This window comes from Kutzneria sp. NPDC051319 (assembly GCF_040682195.1).
Lineage (GTDB): Bacteria > Actinomycetota > Actinomycetes > Mycobacteriales > Pseudonocardiaceae > Kutzneria.
Genome location: NZ_JBFBAM010000001.1, coordinates 310,657 through 329,221, shown reverse-complemented (window position 1 = coordinate 329,221; position 18,565 = coordinate 310,657). Strand labels below are relative to the sequence as shown.

Genomic DNA, 18,565 nt, shown 5'->3' with positions numbered 1-18,565 from the left:
GACGTCGCCGTAACGGCGAGCCTCTCGATGCGATGTCAGAGGCATCCGCTCTAATGGGGGGCTGCAAGTGACGATCTCGGAGTGACGGCAGACGGGGGGCCCGGTTGAGATGGACTGTGTCGATGGGATGGTTCACTCGACGGTCCACGGTCCCGAGGTGGGAGGCTCCTACCTTCCCGTTGGTGTGTCAACAAGTGACCGCCTTGGGCCCGCGGAGATAGGACCCACAGGGGTGGACCACCTGTCACGGCGCGGTCAGGCGTGATGGAGCGGTTCACCGTCTTTGACCTCTTGAGGACATCGACGCGCGCGCGCTCCTTCATCGATGCCCGGGTAGCACGCACACTTACCAGGCTTGTGCGAGACGGCCTTGTTCGCGAGATGCCTGCCGATGCGGTGCTCGCCCTGGCCTGCCTCGGTGATCCGCTGTCGGCCATACGGCGCCTCGCGACTGCCGGAGTGCTACCGGATGAACTGCCGGAGGAACAGCGTCGGCAGTTGGCGGCACGCCTCGCACTCAACGGCGCCGAGCTGAGCACGCGCGACATGACCGCGAACGCAGGTCGCGTGGCTGTTTTTCTCGGACTGCCCGAGGCGCACAGCGACACACCGACACCGCTTCCCACCGAGGCTGCTCCGGTCTATGGGCTGTTCCCGCATCAGCGACGAGCCATCGCGCAACTGAGAACGCTGCTACGGAAAGGCCGGCCCCGCCTGCTGCTGCACATGCCGACGGGATCCGGAAAGACCCGGACGGCCTTGAACCTGGTCTGCGACATCCTTCGAGAACACGAGGGCCGGCCGGTTCTCTGGGTCGCTTCCACCCGAGAACTTCTCGATCAAGCAGCGCGCGAATTCCACCGCGCCTGGGGCACCTTGGGCAACCGCGACGTCCCGATCGTCGCCGCGTGGGGTGGCCAAGAGTGGTGTATCAACGACCTGACCGATGGTCTCCTCGTGGCGAGCTTGCAGACGATCTACGCACGTCAAGACGAGCCTGGATTCATCCGCGACCTGGGGCGCCGGTTGGGACTCATCGTTTTCGACGAAGCTCACCAAGCCATCGCCCCGACCTACCGGCAGGTAGTACAGCAGTTGTCGGCGGCCGGACAGCCCATCACCCCCATCATCGGCCTGAGCGCTACCCCGGGCCGGACGTTCGTCGGATCCCACACCGATGAGGACCTCGCCGAGTTCTTCGAGCACACAAAGATCGAACTCGACACGGGTGAGACCGGCACCGCGGCCAACCCGGTCGAGTACCTGATACAGCAGGGCTACCTGGCCAAACCAGAGTTCCGCCTCCTCGGCGAACTGCCGGACATCGACGCGGAACCCTCGACCCCCAGCGACGACACGGTCGAGCTGGGCTTGAACGAAGACGACTATCTCAACGCGGTCGTCACAGCGACACTCACTCTCATTCAGGAGTCACACCGACGCGTCATCGTGTTCGCGGCATCCGTCGAACTCGCCCACCTGGTCGCGGCGACGTTGCGGGGCTCGGGCGTGCTGGCCGACTCGGTTGACGGAACCACGGCGCCGGAGATCCGCGACACCGCCATCCGCATGTTCAAAAGCCCGACGCCGGTACCCCGCGTGCTGGTCAACTACGGAGTACTCACGACCGGATTCGACGCTCCGCAGACGAGTGCGGTCGTCATCGCTCGCCCCACCCGCTCGCTCGTGCTCTACAGCCAAATGGTCGGCCGCGGCATCCGGGGCCCAAAGGCCGGCGGCAACAAGAAAGCCGTCGTCGTAACCGTTGTCGACCCGTCCGTTCCTGCGTTCGGCTCCATCGCGTCTGCGTTCACACACTGGGAGGACCTGTGGTAACACCAGCCAACCCACCGAAAGAAGCACCTCTCCTCTCTGGTTCGCAGACGGTCAAGTCGATCCGCGACACCGGCTACAAGGGAACCGACTACGCCCTGGCCGAGCTCATCGACAACTCGTTTCAGTGGGGTGACGCGAACACCGTCCTCCTGGTCATCGTGCAGCGGAAGGTACAAGGCAGGACGCGCGCATCCAACCGCGTCGATGAAATCTGGGTCATCGACGACGGCGTTGGAATGACGGATGAGGCCCTGAACCTTGCGCTCTCCTTCGGCGGCTCCGGCAAGTACGACGACCGCTCGGGAATCGGCCGGTTCGGTATGGGCCTACCGCAAGCAAGTGTATCGCAATGCAAGCGCACGGACATCTGGACATGGCAGAGCTCGCAACCAGAGAACGCTATGCACACCTACCTGGATCTAGGCGAGGTCGAATCGTCCGCAAAAGGTGCGCCCCTCACGGTCCCGTGGCCGACCGACCCATCGAGCCCTGACTACGCTCCCATGCCGGACTGGGTCTACGACGTGTTCAAATCACACGCAGTACCCGATACGACGACAGGCCAGCCGGTCTACAGCGGAACCGCGATCCGTTGGACCGTACTCGACAAGCTCCGGTGGGTACGTGCGGACGCGATGTTCGCGCATACCGAGAATCTCCTCGGCCGCGTCTACCGCAACTTCCTCACCTCCGACACACGGCGGCGCAGCATCAAGGTCGCGATCATGGAAGGCGAGACGCTCCTCGGACCAGAAACCTTCCACGAGGTCCGCCCCAACGACCCGCTCTACTTGCAATCGCCTGACGAGACCACCCTTGAATACTGGGAAAGGTCGGAGATCGCCGAGGACGGCACCGAAAGCAAAGTGCGCATCACGGATGAGCCGCCGTTCAATGAGCACTACACGTCGCCTCGAGATTTCCCCATTCAACGCCTGGACGGCAAGGGCACATCAACGGTTCACGTACGACTCTCCCTAGCCAAGACGCAGTCCAGGCCTGGCCGCAATCCCGGTAAGGATACACATCAAGGTCGCCACGCCCGCGACAACTCCGGCATCTCTGTCATACGGGCCGACCGAGAGTTGGTCTTGGAAAAGACGCTCGCCTCCGAAGCGACGGACCGGTGGTGGGGTGTCGAAGTTACATTCGATCCCTGCCTCGACGAAGTATTCGGAGTCACGAACAACAAGCAGGACGCTCCGACCTTCACACAGGCACTGCGACTCGTGCGAGAACATCGCCTCACAAAAATCGAGGCCCTGGACCAAGGGCTCTTCGACGAAGATCATCCCATCGCCGAGCTGTACGACATGGCATTTCAGCTGGTAGAGCTTGCCGCTCAGATGAAGGCCGAGGGTAAGGATGAGAAGAGCGCTACCACCGGCCCTCGCCGAGCTCAGCCTGAAGTAACCGACGTTGCGTCTAGTGTCAAGAAGGCTCGGTCCAGCGTCAGCCCGACACCCGGCGAGACCACCTTCGCCAAAACCAAGCCCGATCCTGGTCAGGCGGCAGCTGCCATTGATCGAATCCTGGAAGAGCAGGACGTGCCGGCGGAAGTCCGCGGCGCCGTCATCGCTGACTATCAACGTGGCGTCACCGTCCAGGTGATCAAGCGTCCCGTCAAGCAGCTCAACGCCTTTTTCTGGCCAGACGAGGCACTCAACCTCGAGATCCTGTGCCTGAATAACGCCCACCCGGCCTACAAGAAGCTGATTGAGCCTCTCCAGCTGTCGAGTGAGCAGATCCAGGAGATGAGCGAAGCCGACGCCAAGAACCTGCTCGTACAAAGCGCCGATGCGATGACCTGGCTCCTGCTGGCGTGGTCGCGACTCGAGAACGAACACAGGACGAGTCCGCAGTACCGCCAGCTCCAGGAGTTCCGCGAAGGATGGGGGCGCCGCCTCGCGGAATACGTCGAAGACGAGGCGTTCAAGGCAGCCTCGCCGTTCGGCGAGGAGGACGAGAGCCAGGATGGAGAGGACCACGCGTGACGCAGGCGGATTTTGCCCCACAGCGCTGCGGAGATCGGCTCTTGGCATTGGCGCGTGACGCGGAAGACCTGACGATCGTCGCGCCCTTCATCACTGTTCCGGGTATCCAACCCGTCCTGTCGGCATTGCCACCCGAGTGTCCGTTGGCGGTCTTCACGCGCTGGCGACCCGATGAGGTCGCCAGCGGAGTGAGCGACCCGCGGGTGTTCGATCTGGTCAGCGAACGCGGCGGGACGGTGGCGCTGCACCCTGTCATGCATGCGAAGGCATACGTGGTCGGCGTCCGGGCCTTGGTCGGCTCGGCGAACGTGACCACCAATGGCTTGGGCTGGACCCGGCCGGGCGCTGTCGAGCTTCTCGTGGAAACGTCAGCGGAGGATCCAGCACTGGCGGCACTGCTCGCCGTGTTGCGGGCGACGTCTTCGATCGCCGAGGAAGCCGACCGCGACGCAATCCTCGCTGCCGCGGCTACATTGCCCAGGCCGCCTGTCCGGACACCTGTCGGGGCGGCGGACCACACCGACTGGCTGCCTACCTACCGACCCCCGGATGTTCTCTGGCGTGTGTACACCGGGCAGCGGGAAGGCAGCGTGGTAGACCTCGTTCGACCCGACCTAGACGCGCTGGGCGTACCCAGCGGGCTCACGACCGAGGACGCATTCAATACATACGTGGGAGCTATCCTGCGACAAGGATTTGCTGGAAAGATTGCGCGGGAGTGCAGCAACCTGACAACCATGAAGGCTGTCCAGCGGCTCGTCGAGATCTGTGACGAGGTTGGCCATCCCGTCGACGATCCGGCGGATGCATGGGAAATCCTGGCCGCCTGGGTCGCCCACTTTCTTCCCAGCTATCAGAGAATCTGGGGTGGCACTCGCCTGATCGGATAGGGCTGTGCCCGAACCACCCAGTAGGGACGCACCCTGGTGCCTCCTGAAGATCAGCTAGCCCGAGCGAGCCTGTGCCGCTTTCCGCCACAAATCGTGTCGGGTGCCACCTTTCAGCGCTTCCGGCGAACATGTAGTCGCTCCGCAATGAGCACAACGTTGCGACCCTTTTGGAGTTCGCGCACATCCGTCAACCGGCGTAACCGGGCTCCGCCAACCAACATGATCGGTCACACGTGGAAGTGTGATTTTGCAGGCTGGGCGGCCCCCGGCGAATCGGATCACCGCAGGTGAATCCCTTACGGTGCAGGCAAGTTGGCCCAAGCTTGACACGATATGCGGCTCGGCTGGGACCTGAACGGACCGCCGACCGTACTAGCCCAGTAGTCACGGTCCCGTGTGCCGGCCTTGGGGGACATCCTATGCACAGGGGTCAGCCAACTTGTAGAGTCACAGGAAGAAGCGGACCAAGGGGCAGCATTCGCGTCGCTGGATGACTTGACAAATCAGGCGATGCGGAGCGTCCATATACACGTAGCCCGAACGCGCCTGCGGCGCACTATCGAGCGACCGCCCTAATCGGGGTGTGGCCACCTTCCTGCGGCATCCTTGTGGGGCACGCGTATGCATTCCAACAGAACAACCATCGCCGCCGACCTGGTCAGCGTGCGGCAGCGATGTCACGACCTTGCGCTCGACAATGCTCATTCGAGTCCCGCTGTCCAGGCGCTGTTGTGGCTCACATCGCAGCAGACATGACGTCGCACGACAGCTTGCCACTTACGTTGGATGACGGCACTGATTCCTGTGCTAGACGTGACGGAACGGCCCGACTGGCGTCCATATTGCGGCGTGGGTTCGCCGCACTACAGGAAGACCTGGACAGTACCTGCTGGCACCTCAAAGGGAAGTCCGCCTCACCATCACACGCGGCAATTGGTCGGATCAGAAACGTCTTGCAAGGTGCCCATCCGATCCGACGCTCGCCAATGTGCCGTTCGCGCACGAGATCCTCGACACCATCAGCGATCGACGTGACATGCGTTCTCCGACGCATGACTCGTATGGCGATCGAGTCATGATCGTTTTCGTGCCTGGCGACGCCGAGCAACAGATCGAGCACGTACTTCGCAACCGCAATTGGACGGTCGGTGAGAGCGGCGATCGCCCTAGCAGTTCCGATCTCGCCGCCATGGCTCACGAAGTCATCCGCCTCATGCGCGACTGGAAAACCCAATCTGACGAAAACGCCGACAGATTGTTGTCCGAGAAGAGAGCACTGTCGCCGATTGGCCCGGACGTGCTTGAGATCGACCAAGCACAGCTAGTACCCGGCCGGGTAATCAATCGGTACTGCGAGGCGGTTCGCAGTGGACTATTCACCACCGTCGTACCGTGCTGTGAGCGTGCCATCCGCCTGAGCCGGGATGCCGAGCACGCCGTGTGCTGCTCCTGCCTTCTGGCCTACACGGTGACCATCTACGACGAAGGTGATGACGGCTGGGGCAATCCAAGTTACCTGGCCATCTTTACCGTTGCGCACGATGTAGCGGCCACTCATAACCAGAGGCGGACACGGCGATAGGTCCACGCGCCAGCCCATCGGGCATGTTTAGATTGCCAGCAGGCGATGCGCGTCTACACATGAACCACAATCGTGAACCCATGGGCCTTGAGCTGAACAGCCGAAGCACCTGGGGTCGGTTTGGAGTGGCACCGGTCGGCGTGGTGGGGCTAGGGAACACAGCGCAGGCTCACGGCCTTGTTCAACAACGAGTGCACCGATCGGATGCTAATCCTCAACGAACGCCACGCCGCCTTGGTGCTGGAGGAGTTTGTCCCGGCACTACAACGAGCGCCGGCCACACCAAGCGATGGACCAGCATCCACCGAACGACGATCCTCGTGCGCTCGTCCCGCCTGACGGGCGATCCGCCGTCATCGCGTGATCAACGAGTACCACCGCTCCGCCTGACAGCTCAAGCCTCGTGCGGGCTGAAGTCGCTGGTCATCGCCGTGCGTCAGGCTTTGGCACGGTGCACGACCGCTTTCGGCTACGGTCGCCCCATGCGCGTCGAACACAACAAGCTGGTCCGCGACCACATACCGCAGATCATCGAGGCGGACGGACGGCATCCGGTCACCCGGGTGCTCGGCGATGTTGACTATCGGGCTGCGCTCCGGACCAAACTCGTCGAAGAGGCGGTCGAGGCCCGCGACGCTCCTCGTGATCGGCTCCCGGCGGAGCTTGCGGACGTAGTGGAAGTGATTGCCGCGCTCCTGCCCACCCTGGGGCTAACCTGGGAAGACTTGTTCGCCTTGGCCGAACGTGAACGCGCCGAGCGTGGCGGATTCACCGGGCGGCTGTTGCTGGAGCATGTCGATCCAGCCCCCGGCCTGTAACGGCTCGCCGCTACAGGATCGCCGCATCCGTCTCGGTCAATATGCCCTCCTGCCCTCGGCGCCGAGGATCCCACCACCGTCGGCGAGGCGGTCGGCCTGCTCGCGCCACTGGTCGCCATGCCGCCAGGGCGCGCAGCAAGTCCGCTCCTCGGGACTGCAGGACCGCAGACGTCGCCAGCAAGGCGCCGACCAGGGCGACGCCCGAATACACCAGCACGCTGGGCAGGCGCTGTTCGATCAGGTCGATCAGGCTGAGGGCGCTCCCCACGGCGGCGAACACGCTGTAGGGCAGCAGGTCGAACTGGTACCCGAAGCGCCAGGCCAGGCCGCCCGAACGCGGCTGCGGTTAGCAGCATGGCGGCGAGGCCAGGCGCAAGCACGCCTGCGGGAGCCGAGGCGAGCAGCCGCCGAGAGTACGCCGCCAGTGCCGCGCCGACGAGGACCCGGCCCCCGTCCAGGAAGCAACGAACACCGGGGACATCAGCCGACACCATGGTCAGTGACGTCGGGTAGACGATCTGACACCGCTTCGCCTCCGGGAATCCGCGCGTCGCATCTCCGGGGTTCCTCGATGCGAACACAGACGGTGAAGGGCCTGCCGCGCAGGGTGGGCATGGTAGCGGTCGCTGGAAGCGGAAATCGGGCGTGCGGATGACGCGCAGCGTTCAGGAGGCATCTCGCCGAGCGCCACACCCCGGCGAGGGTCACGCAGGCGGCGGCGTGCGGCCACCGGCGCGGTACGGCGAGGCGAGCAGCGTGGCAGCCTCTGCCGGGAGTTGACCGGCGAACGCCTGCACAGCGGCGTACCCCCACAGGGCGTGGACGAGTTCGGGCCGCGTCGGGGACTCGTCCATCGCGGTTTCGGCTCTGGCCACGGCCTCCCAATACAAGCACTTGCCCCGGTAGGGATAGCCCAGCCTCAGGGCGGCCTGGTGCACGGTGTCGGCGGCCGGATCCCAGTCTGCCGTGCTGATAGCGCGGCAAGCGCGGACCATCCGGGTCAGGCACGACCGGGGAAACCCGCACGCCGCCGACAGTGCCGTCAGCGCGTCCTGAGTGTGCGGGCCGTACAGCGTGGTCGGGGTGAACCGGGAGGGCAGACAGACCCGGCGCCAAGAAGCGGACAACAACTCGTAGTCAGCGGGCTTGGCGTGGTCGCCGGCCAGGATCGCCAGCGCCGCGTCGTACACCGGCAGCAGGCCGGCCACGTAGATCCCGATCTCGTCGTCCTCGATCAGGCCATACGGGTGGTCGAGGATGTCCGCGGGCTCAGCGGTCAGCGGCGGGTGGGGAAGTCCGAACGTGTCGGCCCACCGGACCCAGCGGGAGGCGATCCGGCCGTGGGCGAACTCCAGGCTGGCGACGACGCGGCGACGCGCGTGACGTAGGGGGCGGTCATCGACCCGCGTCTCGGCCAGGCGCGCCAACTGCTCGAAGGTCAACGAGGCGACGGTCGCCTCCAACTGCAACCACTCCATGCCCCGCGGATGGGCCTGCAGGTAGGCGCTGCCTAGATCGTCGCGACCTGGCTGCGCACGTCCCACGATGCCCTCCCGCGGAAAGCATTCACTCTAGCGGTTGGGTGCAGCGGCAGGCCGCCAGGACGTTCCGTCGAGCAATGAAGGTCCTGGTCAGCGTGATCCCCGAGAAGGACGGCACCATCGGGGGGACGTGAGCCGAAGCGTGCACGACCGGCCGGTCCCTCCGCGCGGGGGTTGCGGAGGGACCACGCGGCCCTGCCGGGTGGGGTTGTGCCTGTGGGAATCCCGACTGCGATTGTTGCGACACGGACGGCTCTCGTTACGTGCTGAGTCGGTGACTCGCGCACCAGTGTCGTGGCGGCCAGCGTCGATGCCAAGCGTGCTCCGTCCACTGTCGAGCGGCTTCGACTATGGACCTCCGGGACTATCGTCGGACACCACGGTCCCGGAAGTGGGCATCCGGCAGACCGCCAGCCTGATACGGGGTCATAGATCGACAGGTTCCGTGCCAGCACGCCGACGCCCAATCGGATGACACATGACCGGCGCTCGCGCATCTGCAGCTCTGTCGTGTGTGATCGCCGACGACGACTCGGACGACGCGTTCCTCGTGTTGCTGCCGCCGGTATGCGACAGCCAGAACGCCGCGTGGCGCCTGGCGATGGTCCGCGCCGGTCAGCGACCTCGCCGACGACCTGCGGGCCGGCCGGGCGCCGCTGCCCCGGTGCAACGCCGAGGAAGTAGCCCTGCACCTGGTCCTGAGTTGGGCCGATGCCCTGCTCGAGGACCTCGACAATCCGGACGTCGCCGCCGAGCACGGCTTGCCCACGCGGAGGCATTCACGGTGCGGCACCGGCAGTTCGCCCAGATGCGCGAGACCTTCCTGAAAGACGACGACTTCATGAAGTTCTACAACGCCGGCATGGCCGACGTGGCGGGCGCCCCCGATCACGTGGCCATGCGGTACTTGCACGTCGGGGACATTCGCCCGCCGTCATGGTGGTGGACGTTCGGCAACCTGCGGCCCCGTGACGCCGCGCGTGGCTTCGATCCGCATGTACTCGAACGCCTGGCGTCGTCCCCCGCGTTGCGGTTCACCGGTCCCATCGAGGGCGTGGGCGATTCGAACGGCAGAGGGCTTGGCGGTCTCCGGCGGGTGAGGAAGTCCAAACGTATCGGCACACCGGACCCAGTGGGAGGCGATCGGGGGTGAACGCCAGGCTCGCGATGACGCGGCGACGCGCGTGACGTAGGGGGCGGTCGTCGACCCGCGTCTCGGCTAGGCGCCAACTGCTCGAATGTCAACGAAGCGACGGTCGCCTCAACTGCAACAGTCAAGCGCAGGCGGACGCGGACGGCACGGAAGCCTGCTGTCACAGCAACTGTCACCTCGCGGACGGCCACATACGGGTCCAACCCAGCTTCAATGTCGACATGGTGTCGGTACCGGGTCATAGCCCTGCACGCTCAGCGCTTCCTCGCCGAATTGACACCTCGACTCTTCGCAAAGCCGCCGGTCTGACTGGGCTAATCGCGCTGTGGGAGACCATCAGCAGGCTGCAGCTCGTCGACCCCCAGGTCCTCCCGCCACCGTCTGACGTCGTCCGGCGAGCAGTGACGTTGGTCGGTGACCCGACATTCGCCAGCGGCGCCGTCTCGACGATCTTGTCCTGGTTGATCGCGCTCGGCGGGGCAACAGCTATCGGCATCGTGCTCGGCCTTGCCATCGGATCGAGTCCAGCACTCCAGGCCATAGGCATGCCAATCGTGGAGTTCCTGCGACCGCTGCCTTCCGTCGCGCTGATCCCGTTGGCCATCTCGGTGTTCGGTATCGACGCGGAGACGAAGATCGTGCTGGCCGTCTTCGCCGCCACCTGGCCCATCCTGATGAACACGATCTACGCCTTCGAAGCCGTCGACGCCGAGCAGTTAGAGGTCGCCCGCTGCTTCCGTGTAAGCCGCCGGCGTCAGCTAACAGGCGTGGTGCTGCCGAGCATCGGGCCGTTCGTACTGACGGGCGTCCGGATATCAGCATCGATCGCCCTAATCGCCCTGGTCGCCACCGAGTTCTTGGCCGGGGGCAGTGTCGGCATTGGGCAGTACGCCAACGTCTGGGGCGCCGCTGGCGGCCGAATGGACGTCGTGCTGGCCGTCACCACCGTCGCTGGCTTACTTGGTTGCGGGATCAACGCTGCATTCCTTGCACTGCAACGGAAGTGGATGCCATGGAGCGCCGGCGAGGATGCACTGTGAAGGGCCGCAATGTCATCTCCAGGCCGATCGTGTTGCGGCTGCTGGTGCCGCTTGGCGGCCTCATCGCCTGGCAGCTGCTCGCCACGGCGGCCGCCGACGTGTACTTCCCGCCGCCGCTGCAGATCGCCGGCGCGGCTGGGCAGTTGGACGGCCCCCGGCTACTCGCGCACGACATCCTGCCGAGCTTGATGAGGGTACTCAGCAGCTGGACGCTCGGGGCTGCTGTCGGGGCTGTCGCGGGTGTGGCCCTTGGTCGTTGCCAGGCGGCCGCTGACTGCTTCGAGTTGGCCCTTGGCTTCTTGCGCAGTGTGCCGCCCCCCTTGCTGGTGCCGGTGTTCATGGTGGCCTGCGGCCTCGGCACGACGATGGAGCTCACCACAATCGTGTTCGGCGCCGTCTGGCCGATGCTGATCAACACGATGGACGGCGCACGCTGTGTCGAGCCCATGCTCGCGGATACGGCGCGAGTGTTCCGGATCTCCCGGTGGCGCTGGATTGCAGGCGTCGTCCTGCCAGCAGCCGGACCCAAGATCTTCGCTGGCCTGCGGGTCAGCGTGTCCATCGCTCTGATCTTGATGGTGATCGCCGAACTCGTCGGCAGCACCAGCGGGATCGGATACCAGCTCAGCCTCGCACAGGGCAGCTCCGACCTGCCGACGATGTGGGTGTGGATCGTGGTGATCGGCCTTCTTGGTTACCTGCTGAACAGGGCGCTCCTCGTAGCCGAGGACAGGATGTTGTTGTGGCACAGGAGGTCTAAGTAAGTATGCCCATGTTGCAAGTGGACGGACTCGGTCACACCTACACAGCCGGCGGCACCACATACAAAGCCATCGACGACGTGTCGTTTGTCGTTGAGGCCGGCGAGATCGTGTGCGTGGTCGGTCCGTCCGGATGTGGGAAGTCAACGCTCCTGCGCTGCATCGCCGGACTCATCACGCCCGGCCGCGGCACCGTGCTACTGCACGGCGAGCCGGTCGTCGGCGTGCCCGACGATCTTGCCGTGGTCTTCCAGGATTACAGCCGATCCCTGCTGCCGTGGAAGACCGTCACCGGCAACGTCGAGTTCCCGCTCCGCGGCCGCGGTCTGTCGGCTGCTGAACTCGAGGACCGGGTCGGCGAAGCACTCGCCTGGGTCGGCCTGACGGCAGCTGCTGCGAAGCATCCAGGCCAGCTGTCGGGCGGCATGCAGCAACGCGTTTCGATCGCCCGCGCCTTGGCCTACCGTCCCTCGCTCATGCTGATGGACGAGCCGTTCGCCTCAGTTGACGCGCATACCCGCGCCGAGCTCGAGGACCTGGTGCTCAACCTTCGGGACGAGGCGGACATGACCATCCTGCTCGTCACCCACGACATAGACGAAAGCGTCTACCTCGCCGACCGTGTGCTCGTACTGTCCACGGCACCGTCAACCGTGCAGGCCGACCTCGTGGTCGATCTACCCGTGCCTCGCGATCAGGTCCGGACGCGCAGCGATGACGTGTTCGTGCGCCTGCGCACCAACATCGCGACGATGCTGCGTCCGTCAGAGGAACGAGCAACGCAGCTGCGCTGACGCGGTCACGCGCTCTGCGATTCAGGCGGATCTCTTCATCCTGACCGCGTGCAGCGCCTCGGGCGCCTGGTCCTCATCCGACCGGGCGATGCCGCTGGTCCAACACGGTAGACACGAGCCGAACAGCCGTTCGAGATCCTTCCTGCTCGCTACAACGGTCAAACGGCCACCGACTATGCACAGTTCTCCCTCCGGCCTCTCATGAAGGAGACGTTGGTGTCTCGACGACGCCCTGGAAGCGAAGACCCGTTTGCTGGCACCGAGAACGAGCTGATCATGCCGAAGTGGCGGTCCGCCGAGTTCGAAGCCGAGGCGCGAAACACCTCCCTGTGGCGGATGTTCCTACGGCTACCCGACACGGCTCGCTACCTGTTTTCCCGGGCTTGGCCGCATTTTCCTGGCACCGTGGTCATGGTGCTCGTGACCACTGGGGTCGCGGGTATCGCCGCCGGCTTCGGCTTGTACTCCACGTCAACAGTGCTTCGGCAGCTGCTGGCCGACGGCTCGACGCCGAACCGGCTGGTCGCAGCCGTGCCGGCCGTGCTGACCGTCATGGCTGCGCTCGCCCTCCAGCGCCTGGCGGACGCCGTCAGTCAGTACGGCATCGAGAAGATCAGCGTCGTCATGCGGCGGTCGTGCGAGGAGGAAGTCTTCGCGGCCTCCCTCGCTGTGCCGCTCACCGCCTACGACGACTCGGCGTGGTACGACGCACGCGAACTGGCTTCCCAGTCCGGTGGCATGCACGTTGATGGCGCGTTCGTGCGGATGCTCACCGCGCTGGAGTCCTTGATCGGCCTTGTGGCGATGTCGGCGACGCTCGCCCTCCTAGACCCTCTCCTGCTGCCGGCGCTCGTGGTGTCGGTGCTCCCCGACTCCTGGGCGGCGCTGTCTAACGCCCGTGCCCTGTATGGCTCGATGCGACGCTTGTCGCCGATCCGGCGCCGGCGATACCTCGTCGAACGACTGGCTGACAACGAAAAGGCTGCGCCCGAGATCCGCGCGTACCAGGCACAGCCGTACCTGCGAGCCGAATTCGGCAAGTTCGGCACCATCCTGCAAGACGAACAGATCGGCTTGGCAGGACGGCAGGCGCGAACGCGCCTGGTCGGGCGGACAGTTGGTGGCCTTGGGCTGGGCGTGTCCTACGCGCTGCTCGGGCTCTTCGTCTTCACCGGCAGGATTCCCCTGCCGATCGCGGGCAGTGCACTAATCGCCATTCAGACGTCACGCAGCCGCTTGGCCGACGTGGTGCTCGCCGTGAACCGGCTGTACGAGGAGTCCCTGTACGTGAACGCCTTCCGGACGTTCTTGAGCGACTGCGCCGATCGGATGCAGCCCACTACCGGGACCAGCGCGCCGAAGGCGCCGAGCATGTATCAGGTGGAGAACGTGTCCTTCTCCTATCCAGGGACGGGCACGCCTGTGCTGCACGAGGTGTCCCTGGAGATCCGTCGCGGCGAAACCGTCGCACTGGCGGGCCTCAACGGATCCGGCAAGACCACCATGGCCAAGCTCCTCGCCGGCCTCTACCTACCCACCAGCGGGCGGATCCTCCGCGACGGCGTTGACCTGGCCGACGTCGATCCAGATACGGTCTTCAGCGACGTAGCGATGGTCATGCAGGACCCGATCCATTGGCCGGTGAGCCTCGCGACCAACATCCGTATTGGCCGCAGTGACGATATCGACCCCGAGGGCACGGCGCTGACCGCGGCTTCCGAGGCGTCCGGCGCGGACGACGTCGCGGCGTCGGCACCGTTCGGCTGGCGCACCATGCTGTCCAAGCAGTTCGTGATGGGCACGAGCTTGTCCGGCGGCCAGGAACAGCGGGTGGCGATCGCCCGCGCCCTTTTCCGTAGGGCAAGCCTGCTGATCGCCGACGAGCCGACGGCCAGCCTGGACGCCATGGCCGAAGCCCGCATCTATCGCACGCTTGCCGAACTGGACACCGACACCACCTGCGTGTTGATCACGCACCGGATGGCTTCGGTGAAGATGTGCTCACGCATCTTCGTCTTCGACGAGGGGCGGATCATCGCTCAAGGCACCCACGACCAACTGATGGCGCTCGGGCCAGGCACTCGGTACCACGACCTGTATCAGACGCAAGCTGCCGCCTATCAGGACAACGACGTGCCTGCCGCTTCGTAGCGTATGACATGCCCGCCGCGGGTCGGACCTGCCCTCCCCGATCGCTAGTCAGCGCTTGATCTGCCGAACGCCTTTCATCTTGTGGAGCAGCGTCAACCGTTCTTCCAGCAATGCCTGCAGCTCTGGGATAGAACGACGCTCAAGCAACATGTCCCAGTGAGTGCGTGGCGGCTTCGGCTTGGGAGCCTCAGCGCCATCCGAGCGCTCCGACTCGCGCCCATGCTGGCAGCAACGCCAGACGGCGGGAATGGCGACCTCGGGATCGTCGAGGAACGGCACGGAGAAGTCGTGGCCCTGCGGACAGCTGTACTTGATACTCGTGCGAGGGGCAAGCTCGTCTGATACTGATGGTCGCACACGGAACAGGGGTGAAGCCGGGCGATTCGGTCTCCGGGCCACGATGTTAAGCCACCGCCCCAAGTGCGACGAAGTTCAACGACTCGATCGGGTTCCCGATGTCCTCGATGGACACAGGCCGCCACAGTGAGGCGTACGTGATGCCCGGCGGAGCGAGATGATCGAAGCCCGCCAGCATGCTGCCGATCTCCGGCCGTGACCGCGGGTACAGGTGGTCCTGCGTGCGCTCGTACAGCTTTGCGACCTGCCCCATTTGCTCCGGGTAGTCCGCATCGGTGAGGTGCGAGAAGGCCAGGTAGCTGCCGGGCGCAAGGGCGGTGCGATATGCGTCGACTACCGCGCGCGGCCGCTGCTCGTCGGGGACGAATGAGAGCACATCGCACAGCAGGACGAGTACCGGACGATGGAGATCCAGCAGATGCTGGACCGCGGCGTGTTCGAGCACCTGCTCCGGCCGCGTGATGTCCGCTGCGAAGCACATCGCGCAGGGGTTCGCCTCCAGCACCTTGTCGTTGTGCGCAACCGAGACCGGCTCGTTGTCGGTGTAGATCGTCCGGCAATCAGGCGCAATCCGTTGCGCGACGGCGTGGACGCTGCCAGCACCAAGCAGGCCACTTCCGAGGTCGAGAAACTGGCGAACACCACGACGCGCGGCGTATTGCACAGCCCTCCGGACGAACGCTCGGTTCTGGCGGGCGGCGGTTCGCAGCTCGGGCAGCACCGCGAGCGCCAAGCGCGCCTGCTTGCGATCGATGGCGAAGTTGTAGTGCCCGTCGAGGTAGTAGTCGTTCATCCGGGCCGGGCAAGCGCGGTCGAGGTCTACAGTCTTCGGCCCGTGAGCGAAGTCCGGCGCCCACTCATCGGCCTGGTTGGTGACGGTCATGGGATATTGCCACCCTGCCCCGGGCTGGCCACAGACAGCGTCGCCGCGGTTGCTCCGTGCCCCACGGTGTCGTCGATCACGAACAGTTGGCTGCCGGCCGTGCTGATCATGCGAATCAGGACCAGACGGACCAAGCTGAACGACGACAGATGGTCAAGCGTCGGAACGACCACGCCGTACATCGACTTGTCGGCCAGCATCCGGGTTAGCTCGAAGAATCGTGCGCGTGCCGTGGTGTCGTCGCCAACGCCGCGGTCGCAAAACACTGTCACCAGTCGCAGTCCACTCACGCCGCAGTACATCGCGATCTGCTTACGCAGCAAGGCGATCGCAACTTCATCCGGTTCATCGGCCAGCACGTAGCCGACCACCTGGCGCTCGTCCTGATCGGACGGCTGCGTTTTCGCCATCGTTCAGATCACCTCGAGCAGGTCGCAGGCCCGGCAGACGGCCGCACAGGGCCACGGCTCGCGGCAACGCTGGCATCGCACCTCCGTCGAGGAATCCTCCGCCGACGAGCCGTCCGTGTGTGAGCGCAGCGTGAGGATGATCAAGCAGTAGAGCTGCCGGATCTCCGGCAGCGGCGGGTCCATAATGGTCGGCGCGCAGGCAGTGTCGGACTGCGGGGTGTTCCGTCGCTCCAACGAAATCATCAGCCACCACCTGGTCTCATGGGCGGTTCCCGGCGCCGGGGTCAACGGCGACACCGACTTGGCGAGGAGGCGCCGAGTGAAGGGGAGTTACGGTGTCCTCCCGACGCCGGGAACCTGGGTTCACCCTGTCCTGTGACAGGCGCGGTGCGCGACAGCGGCTCGGCCGTTGTCACAGGACTTGTCACCGCTCGCTACGCTCAAGGCGGTATGCACCGCAGTTCTAATAGACGACGTGGACGTGATGTACATGGCCCGCGAAGCAGAGCACCTTGACCAGCTGCGCCGTGCGCTCGGCGAACGGCTCGCCGTCTTCCGCCAGGACGCCGACCTGAAGCAGGGCGAGCTCGCGGACATCATGTACTGCGACCGCACGCTGGTCACCCGGATTGAAGCAGGTACGCGGTCTAAGGACCGGCGATTCTGGGAACAGGTGGATGCCGTACTACATGCCGACGGCGCGCTCCTGGTGGCATTCGATGCCCTCGACGCCGCCGAGTACGAGTACAAGGAACAGCAGCGCCAAGCTTCGCTCGCCGCCGTCCGTGTCGAAGCGAACCGTGCTCGACGGCAGGCCACGCAGCTTGCCCAAGCCGTACCGTACGGCCCTCGCGTGCTGCATCAGGCTGAACAGGTTCGGCGCGGCCTCGATGGCGTACTTCACGGAGCGACGATGAGCGAAGCCGTGCTTGAAGACTGGGAGCGCTCGGCCTGGCGCTACGGCGAGTTCACCCGCGATCGGCCCGCTGGCGCCCTCCTCATGGACCTCACCGTCGACCTCTCGGACCTCAAGCAGGCCATGGCTCGATGCCAATCCGCCTCCGCGCTCCGCCGGCTTACGCGTGTGGCCGCCCAGATGGCTGGTCTCATGGTGCTGACGCTCGTCAAGCTCGACGACCGTCCCTCCTTCCGGCGCTGGGCTCGCACTGCCCGAAGCGCAGCTAGAGAAGCCGGCGACCCCGTCACCCACGCATGGGTGCTGGCGCAGGAGGCATACGGCCACTACTACGCCGAGGACACCGCGCAAGCGATTGCCGTCGCGCAGGATGCACAGGCGGTTGCGCCACGGGAAGCCTGCGTGGGAGCCGTCCTTGCCGCGGCCCTCGAAGGGCGTGCCCAGGCCTTGCTTGGCAGGCATGAAGAGACGCGGCGTGCCTTAGGCCAGGCCGAGACCCTGCTGTCTGGCCTCGACGGCGAGGTACTGCTGCCGTCAGCCCTTGGCTACAACGAGGCGCAGCTCCGCTTCCACGAGAGCAACGCGCTCGTGCATCTGGGTGACATGCGGGGGGCGTGGACAGCCCAGGACCGGGCGCTGGAACTGGTTGCGCCAGGCGATTACATGGACAGGGCGTTTACGCAGCTCGACCGGGCGGCGTGCCTCGTGAAGGGCGGCGATGTACCAGCCGGAGCGTCATATCTGGCGAAGACGCTGCTCGGACTGACGGAAGCGCAGCGGCAGGGCATCATCTCGCTGCGCGCGCAGCAGATCGTGGAGACGGTACCCCGACAGCAGGTGGCGTTGCCGGCAATTCGAGATCTCCAAGACCTTCTACCCCCGTCCCAGACAGATAAGGAATAGGTATCCGTGCCCCATGTGACCACGGCCGAGCCGAAAGACATCAAGGCCATGGCTTCGCTGCTCGCAGAGCTGGACGCGTTCTACGGCGCTACCGCAGTTGAGCCGCTTGACCAGCGCCTCCAACAGATCAAGGAGGCGCTCTTCAGCGAGGTAAACGCCGGCCACGCCTTACTCGCCTGGGACGGCACGCAGCTAGTCGGGCTGGCCGCCTACTCCTTCCTATGGCCCGCCGCTGGGTTGACCCGCTCCCTCTTCCTGAAGGAGCTGTACGTCGCACAGAGCCACCAACGGCAGGGCATCGGCAAGCTCCTGATGGACAGCTTGACCACGGTAGCGGTCAAGCATGGGTGCAGCCGGGTGGAGTGGATGACCGAGCACACGAACATCGCCGCCCAGGAGTTTTACGCCGCGATGGACGCGCCAGTGGACGAGTCGAAGGTGTTCTACCGGGTCGGCCTTGACGCTAGTTAAGGGCAACACTGCCTCGTCGCCAGTCAGCAGGTCTACTGGCGACGAGCAGTCCCTCGCCGCATCAT

17 protein-coding genes are annotated in these 18,565 nt (G+C 65.1%); 12 read left to right on the top strand and 5 right to left on the bottom strand.

Annotation, left to right across the window (positions count from 1 at the left end; genetic code table 11):
• Window positions 1-264: 264 nt before the first annotated feature.
• The 5 genes from AB0M73_RS01585 to AB0M73_RS01565 all read left to right on the top strand — a co-directional run bounded on the left by AB0M73_RS01585 (window position 265) and on the right by AB0M73_RS01565 (window position 7,120).
• The gene (locus tag AB0M73_RS01585; protein ID WP_363885536.1) at window positions 265-1,836 is read left to right on the top strand and encodes a DEAD/DEAH box helicase; all 1,572 of its coding nucleotides are present in this window, start codon (window positions 265-267) and stop codon (window positions 1,834-1,836) included.
• Window positions 1,830-3,830, top strand: a complete 2,001-nt coding sequence (locus AB0M73_RS01580; protein WP_363885534.1) for an ATP-binding protein — start codon at window positions 1,830-1,832, stop codon at window positions 3,828-3,830. Before AB0M73_RS01585 ends, AB0M73_RS01580 begins: the two co-directional genes overlap by 7 nt.
• The gene (locus tag AB0M73_RS01575) at window positions 3,827-4,720 is read left to right on the top strand and encodes a phospholipase D family protein (protein WP_363885532.1); all 894 of its coding nucleotides are present in this window, start codon (window positions 3,827-3,829) and stop codon (window positions 4,718-4,720) included. The genes AB0M73_RS01580 and AB0M73_RS01575 overlap by 4 nt, the downstream gene beginning before the upstream one ends.
• 988 nt (window positions 4,721-5,708) lie before the next feature.
• The gene (locus AB0M73_RS01570) at window positions 5,709-6,302 is read left to right on the top strand and encodes a hypothetical protein (RefSeq protein WP_363885530.1); all 594 of its coding nucleotides are present in this window, start codon (window positions 5,709-5,711) and stop codon (window positions 6,300-6,302) included.
• Between the two features lie 482 nt (window positions 6,303-6,784).
• A complete protein-coding gene (locus AB0M73_RS01565; protein ID WP_363885528.1) occupies window positions 6,785-7,120 on the top strand; it encodes a nucleoside triphosphate pyrophosphohydrolase in 336 nt (111 codons plus the stop codon).
• Between the two features lie 704 nt (window positions 7,121-7,824).
• Here the strand turns inward: AB0M73_RS01565 and AB0M73_RS01560 are convergent.
• Window positions 7,825-8,664, bottom strand: coding sequence for a hypothetical protein (locus tag AB0M73_RS01560; RefSeq protein ID WP_363885527.1), 840 nt, complete (start codon window positions 8,662-8,664; stop codon window positions 7,825-7,827).
• A 781-nt stretch (window positions 8,665-9,445) separates the two neighbouring features.
• Here AB0M73_RS01560 and AB0M73_RS01555 point away from each other — a divergent pair.
• From AB0M73_RS01555 to AB0M73_RS01535, 5 genes are all read left to right on the top strand, one after another.
• Window positions 9,446-9,814, top strand: coding sequence for a hypothetical protein (locus tag AB0M73_RS01555; RefSeq protein ID WP_363885525.1), 369 nt, complete (start codon window positions 9,446-9,448; stop codon window positions 9,812-9,814).
• Between the two features lie 401 nt (window positions 9,815-10,215).
• Complete coding sequence (locus AB0M73_RS01550; protein ID WP_363885523.1) at window positions 10,216-10,854, top strand: ABC transporter permease subunit; 639 nt, start codon at window positions 10,216-10,218, stop codon at window positions 10,852-10,854.
• Window positions 10,851-11,618 (top strand): ABC transporter permease, encoded by a 768-nt coding sequence (locus AB0M73_RS01545; RefSeq protein WP_363885520.1) that lies wholly within the window; start codon window positions 10,851-10,853, stop codon window positions 11,616-11,618. Before AB0M73_RS01550 ends, AB0M73_RS01545 begins: the two co-directional genes overlap by 4 nt.
• Window positions 11,619-11,626: 8 nt before the next feature.
• Window positions 11,627-12,409: an ABC transporter ATP-binding protein gene (locus tag AB0M73_RS01540; RefSeq protein WP_363885518.1), complete on the top strand. Its 783-nt coding sequence runs from the start codon at window positions 11,627-11,629 to the stop codon at window positions 12,407-12,409.
• A gap of 216 nt (window positions 12,410-12,625) precedes the next feature.
• Window positions 12,626-14,560 carry an ATP-binding cassette domain-containing protein gene (locus AB0M73_RS01535; RefSeq protein ID WP_363885516.1) on the top strand — a complete coding sequence of 645 codons (1,935 nt, stop codon included), beginning with the start codon at window positions 12,626-12,628 and terminating at the stop codon, window positions 14,558-14,560.
• A 48-nt stretch (window positions 14,561-14,608) separates the two neighbouring features.
• Here AB0M73_RS01535 and AB0M73_RS01530 read toward each other — a convergent pair whose 3' ends face one another.
• Genes AB0M73_RS01530 through AB0M73_RS01515 form a run of 4 tightly spaced genes read right to left on the bottom strand, consistent with a single transcriptional unit; the run spans window position 14,609 to window position 16,453 of the window.
• Entirely contained in the window at window positions 14,609-14,962 is a 354-nt protein-coding gene (locus AB0M73_RS01530; RefSeq protein WP_363885689.1) for an RNA polymerase-binding protein RbpA, read from the bottom strand.
• Window position 14,963: 1 nt separating this feature from the next.
• Window positions 14,964-15,800, bottom strand: a complete 837-nt coding sequence (locus AB0M73_RS01525; RefSeq protein WP_363885514.1) for an SAM-dependent methyltransferase — start codon at window positions 15,798-15,800, stop codon at window positions 14,964-14,966.
• Window positions 15,797-16,210 (bottom strand): recombinase family protein, encoded by a 414-nt coding sequence (locus AB0M73_RS01520; RefSeq protein ID WP_363885512.1) that lies wholly within the window; start codon window positions 16,208-16,210, stop codon window positions 15,797-15,799. Before AB0M73_RS01520 ends, AB0M73_RS01525 begins: the two co-directional genes overlap by 4 nt.
• Before the next feature lie 3 nt (window positions 16,211-16,213).
• Window positions 16,214-16,453, bottom strand: a complete 240-nt coding sequence (locus tag AB0M73_RS01515; RefSeq protein WP_363885510.1) for a hypothetical protein — start codon at window positions 16,451-16,453, stop codon at window positions 16,214-16,216.
• Between the two features lie 241 nt (window positions 16,454-16,694).
• Between AB0M73_RS01515 and AB0M73_RS01510 the strand changes: the two genes are divergently transcribed.
• Together AB0M73_RS01510 and AB0M73_RS01505 are read left to right on the top strand one after the other, a co-directional pair.
• On the top strand, window positions 16,695-18,029 hold the full coding sequence (locus tag AB0M73_RS01510; protein ID WP_363885687.1) for a helix-turn-helix transcriptional regulator: 1,335 nt from the start codon (window positions 16,695-16,697) through the stop codon (window positions 18,027-18,029).
• Between the two features lie 15 nt (window positions 18,030-18,044).
• Window positions 18,045-18,500: a GNAT family N-acetyltransferase gene (locus tag AB0M73_RS01505; RefSeq protein ID WP_363885508.1), complete on the top strand. Its 456-nt coding sequence runs from the start codon at window positions 18,045-18,047 to the stop codon at window positions 18,498-18,500.
• Window positions 18,501-18,565 lie beyond the last annotated feature (65 nt).

Bases quoted from the DNA above. Each gene is read 5' to 3' on its own strand.
- AB0M73_RS01585 (WP_363885536.1), top strand. From the start codon at position 265: ATGGAGCGGTTCACCGTCTTTGACCTCTTGAGGACATCGACGCGCGCG.
- AB0M73_RS01565 (WP_363885528.1), top strand. From the start codon at position 6,785: ATGCGCGTCGAACACAACAAGCTGGTCCGCGACCACATACCGCAGATC.
- AB0M73_RS01540 (WP_363885518.1), top strand. From the start codon at position 11,627: ATGTTGCAAGTGGACGGACTCGGTCACACCTACACAGCCGGCGGCACC.
- AB0M73_RS01525 (WP_363885514.1), bottom strand. From the start codon at position 15,800: ATGACCGTCACCAACCAGGCCGATGAGTGGGCGCCGGACTTCGCTCAC.
- AB0M73_RS01520 (WP_363885512.1), bottom strand. From the start codon at position 16,210: ATGGCGAAAACGCAGCCGTCCGATCAGGACGAGCGCCAGGTGGTCGGC.
- AB0M73_RS01515 (WP_363885510.1), bottom strand. From the start codon at position 16,453: ATGATTTCGTTGGAGCGACGGAACACCCCGCAGTCCGACACTGCCTGC.
- AB0M73_RS01510 (WP_363885687.1), top strand. From the start codon at position 16,695: ATGTACATGGCCCGCGAAGCAGAGCACCTTGACCAGCTGCGCCGTGCG.